Genomic DNA, 3,764 nt, shown 5'->3' with positions numbered 1-3,764 from the left:
TTCATCGGTCGCGATTGCGCACTGAAATGTACATTTGACGTGCGACAACTACGCCCCGTGAAATTACGATGAGGGCCATGAACAACATTTTCACAATCACTGCGACCCTCAACGAACTCGAATTTCTCATGGGCACGATCTACCCGCCGGCGTTCATGGCTTTAGGCGACGGAATGGCGCTCGCTGACATAGAGCGCACGGTGAACGCGTATTCACCGGTCCTGGACAAAGCCGGGGTGGATTTCCCGTCCGAGCTGATCGAGCTGTATCACTGGCACAACGGATCGAACGGCCAAGACATTATCGGCTCAGTCCAGCTACTCAGCCTCGAGGAAGCATTAGAGACATGGCGCGCGCTTATCGACGCCAAAGACACCGAATTTCCCTCCGACGACTGGTACTACCCGAGCTGGATCCCCTTCGCTAAATCCTGGTCCGACTGTTATCTGTGCATTGACGCCAAAGGCGTGGCCGGCGGCAACCGCGGCCAAATCGTGGAATTCGACCGCAACCACCCGACACGGACCATTCAGGCGCTCTACATGCGCGATTGGTTCCAATGCGTGGTGGATGACTACTCGCTGGAGGAATACACCCGAACCCATGGAATCCCCGCTGGCGAGGAGGGCGAAGACGGGCTCTACGACTACGACCCAGAGGAGCCGCCGGAGGGGCCGAACTGCCACATCAACCACTTCAAGGCGGGAGCATAGCCCCGAGTTACGTGTGGAGTAGCCTTTTTAACCGTGTTCCGCACCATGTTGAAGTCCAAGATCCACCGCGCCACGGTCACCCAGGCAGATCTCCACTACGTCGGGTCCTGCACGATCGACGCCGACCTCATGAAGGCAGCCGATCTACTAGAAGGCGAGCAGATCGACATCGTCGACATTGACAATGGCCACCGTTTGACCACCTACGCCATCACGGGCGAGGCAGGTACCGGTGTGATCGGGATTAACGGTGCGGCCGCGCACCTGATCAGCCCGGGCGACTTGGTGATCATTATCGGCTACGCCCAGTACACCGAGGAGGAACTGGGGAGCTACAGCCCGCGCATCGTCTTCGTCGACGAGAACAACGCACAGGTCGAATACGGCCACGACCCGGCCCACGCCCCGGACGGTTCGGGCCTGAGAGATCCCCGGCACCCCGAGGGGAACTAATTTCGCCGAAATTTTTCGCCCCAGCTTTCACCAGCACAAACACTGCCGCCCGCGCCTCTGCGAGGCGGCATTTTTCGTGCGCGGTCTTGACGGCTTATCGAATAGCGATATTATCGAATTACGACAACATCGAAAGTCGATAAGAAAGGGTCAAAGCCATGAACACCCAAGAAACGAACCCGACCAACTCCCCCACCCCGGCACCACAGCCGCGCCCGCCAAAGAAGGACAAGAGCACGAATATTTCGTGGGCCGATGTGTTCACCGTCGCCATCACATTGGCATGGATCCTCCCCGAGATCGTCGCGCTGGCATCGCACGGCATCATCTCCACCCGCCTCTCCCCTGCAGTCGCGGGCGGCCTACACTTCGCCGATCTCGATTCGGGTCCGCAGACCCTCTACACTGTCGCGCTCGCACTGAAGTTCATTGGCATACTCGCCGCAGTGTTCCTGGTCACCAACACATTCAGCGACATGTCGAAGGGGCAGTTCTTCACGGAGAAGAATTCGCGTCGCCTCACAGCCGCATGGATCAGCATCCTCGTCTTCTTCATTGCACGCCTCGGCCTGGAGGGCATGGCCAATAACTGGGCAGCAACGCAGCTGGGCATCGACTGGTGGCAGGATCCGGGCACCACGACCCCGCTCTCCGATTTGGCCCCGGCACTGGTTCTCGCCTGCGTCCTCGCCGCACTGGCAACCGCCCTGCGCCGCGGCGCCAAGCTCGAAGAGGACGTGGACGGCCTTGTCTAAACCGAACCCCGAACCCACGGTGGTCTGCCACCTCGACGAACTAATGGCCGAACGCGGAATCACCGGCGCGGCTCTCGCCGAACAAGTGGGCATCACCCCCGTCAACTTGTCGGTTCTGAAAAACAACCGCGCGAAAGCCGTCCGGTTCACCACGCTCGCAGCAATTTGCAAGGCGCTCGATTGTCAGCCGGGCGACGTATTCTCAGTCAAATAATCCGGGAGCAGCCCGCAGCGCACCTGTAGGCTCGCAGGCATGACTTTCTCCTCCCCCGCACCCGATTCCTACGCACTGATCACCGGAGCGAGCCAAGGCATCGGCGAGGCCATGGCCCGAGATTTCGCCGCCGAAGGCCACAACCTCATCATCGTCGCACGCCGCGAAGACGTCCTGACACGGCTCGCAGAGGAGCTTGAGAAGGACTACGGCGTCGACATCATCGTCGCCGCACACGACCTGTCGGTGAGCGAAGACGTCGACGAGCTTCTTTCGCTTATCGACGAAAAACGCATCTCCATCTGCGTCAATTCCGCCGGCATCGCCTCCTTCGGCCCGTTCATGGACCAGGACTGGACCTACGAGACGAACCAGTTCAACCTGAACGCGACGGCGGTCTTCCGCATCACCAAAGCCGTCCTCGACCAAATGGTGCCCCGCGGCGAAGGCGCGCTGTGCAATGTCGGCTCCGCCGCCGGCAATGTGCCGATCCCGAACAACGCCACCTACGTGCTCACCAAAGCCGGCGTGAACGCGTTCACCGAGGCGCTGCACTACGAGCTGAAGAAGACCGGGGTGCACTGCACCCTGCTGGCGCCCGGTCCAGTGCGCGATGCAGTGATCCCCGAAGAAGAACAGTCCATCGTGGACAAGGTCGTGCCGGATTTCCTCTGGACCACCTACGAGTCCTGCTCCCGCGAGACCATCGACGCAATGAAGAAGAACCGCCGCCGCATCACGCCCGGCCCGCTGTCGAAGGCCATGGACTTCGTCTCCTCGTATGCTCCACGCGGTGCGCTCGCACCGGTGATGGGCTGGTTCTACGCCAAGATGGGCTAGCGTGGGCCCCATGAGTGAAGCACTGGCAGAAAAAGACGACCGCATCGTCTGGGTCGATTTGGAAATGACGGGGCTGGACCCCGACCGCCACGTCATCGTGGAGGTCGCTGCCCTTGTCACCGATGCCGAGCTGAATATTCTCGACGACGGCATCGACCTCGTCGTCCACGCCACCGACGCAGAGCTGGCCGAGATGGACGACTTCGTCACCGAGATGCACGGCTCATCCGGCCTCACGGAGCAGATCAAGGCCTCCACCGTCACGATTGAGGAGGCGGAGGAAGCGGTGCTGGGGCTCGTCGAAAAGCACTGCGGCGAGCACCGTCCCCCGCTGGCTGGCAATTCGATCGCCACGGACCGCATGTTCATCCGCGCGCAGATGCCTCGCCTGGATGCGGCGCTGCACTACCGCATGATCGACGTCTCCACCGTCAAAGAGCTCACCCGCCGCTGGTTCCCGAAGGCCTACTACAACCAGCCGGACAAGGGCATGGCGCACCGCGCCCTGGCCGACATCGTCGAGTCCATCCGCGAGCTCGACTACTACCGCCGCAGCGTGTTCGTGCCCGCCCCGGGCCCCTCCTCCTCTGAAGCGAGCGAGAGCACCAAGGCCGCGACCGCCGCGTACCAGCAGTTTTTGTAAAAACGGGTGCGTGAACTAATGTAGAAACCCGCTGCAATTCGCAGCGATGGTGGCTGTAGTTCAGCTGGTAGAGCACCAGGTTGTGATCCTGGGTGTCGCGGGTTCGAGTCCCGTCAGCCACCCCAAATGTCATCAGTCGGGACATC

General features: G+C 61.1%; 6 protein-coding genes and 1 tRNA gene. All 7 read left to right on the top strand.

Annotation, left to right across the window (positions count from 1 at the left end; translation table 11 throughout):
- Positions 1 to 77 precede the first annotated feature (77 nt).
- Complete coding sequence (locus M3G19_RS11745; protein WP_259902782.1) at positions 78 to 713, top strand: SMI1/KNR4 family protein; 636 nt, start codon at positions 78 to 80, stop codon at positions 711 to 713.
- Positions 714 to 746: 33 nt separating this feature from the next.
- Positions 747 to 1,166 (top strand): aspartate 1-decarboxylase, encoded by a 420-nt coding sequence (gene panD, locus M3G19_RS11740; RefSeq protein WP_259902781.1) that lies wholly within the window; start codon positions 747 to 749, stop codon positions 1,164 to 1,166.
- 158 nt (positions 1,167 to 1,324) lie between these two features.
- A complete protein-coding gene (locus M3G19_RS11735) occupies positions 1,325 to 1,921 on the top strand; it encodes a DUF2975 domain-containing protein (protein ID WP_259902780.1) in 597 nt (198 codons plus the stop codon).
- 19 nt (positions 1,922 to 1,940) lie between these two features.
- Positions 1,941 to 2,135 carry a helix-turn-helix transcriptional regulator gene (locus tag M3G19_RS11730; RefSeq protein ID WP_259902783.1) on the top strand — a complete coding sequence of 65 codons (195 nt, stop codon included), beginning with the start codon at positions 1,941 to 1,943 and terminating at the stop codon, positions 2,133 to 2,135.
- A 39-nt stretch (positions 2,136 to 2,174) separates the two neighbouring features.
- Positions 2,175 to 2,975 carry a mycolate reductase gene (gene cmrA / locus M3G19_RS11725; protein ID WP_259902779.1) on the top strand — a complete coding sequence of 267 codons (801 nt, stop codon included), beginning with the start codon at positions 2,175 to 2,177 and terminating at the stop codon, positions 2,973 to 2,975.
- 10 nt (positions 2,976 to 2,985) lie between these two features.
- On the top strand, positions 2,986 to 3,618 hold the full coding sequence (gene orn / locus M3G19_RS11720) for an oligoribonuclease (protein ID WP_259902778.1): 633 nt from the start codon (positions 2,986 to 2,988) through the stop codon (positions 3,616 to 3,618).
- 49 nt (positions 3,619 to 3,667) lie between these two features.
- Positions 3,668 to 3,743 (top strand) — tRNA-His (locus tag M3G19_RS11715).
- Positions 3,744 to 3,764: the final 21 nt, after the last annotated feature.

It is taken from the genome of Corynebacterium sp. p3-SID1194, from assembly GCF_025144155.1.
Taxonomy (GTDB): domain Bacteria; phylum Actinomycetota; class Actinomycetes; order Mycobacteriales; family Mycobacteriaceae; genus Corynebacterium.
This window is presented reverse-complemented; position numbering and strand designations above follow the sequence as displayed.

What these genes read in the sequence shown, in the direction of transcription:
- M3G19_RS11745 (WP_259902782.1), top strand. Translation starts at nt 78, where the DNA reads ATGAACAACATTTTCACAATCACTGCGACCCTCAACGAACTCGAATTT.
- M3G19_RS11735 (WP_259902780.1), top strand. Translation starts at nt 1,325, where the DNA reads ATGAACACCCAAGAAACGAACCCGACCAACTCCCCCACCCCGGCACCA.
- cmrA (WP_259902779.1), top strand. Translation starts at nt 2,175, where the DNA reads ATGACTTTCTCCTCCCCCGCACCCGATTCCTACGCACTGATCACCGGA.
- orn (WP_259902778.1), top strand. Translation starts at nt 2,986, where the DNA reads ATGAGTGAAGCACTGGCAGAAAAAGACGACCGCATCGTCTGGGTCGAT.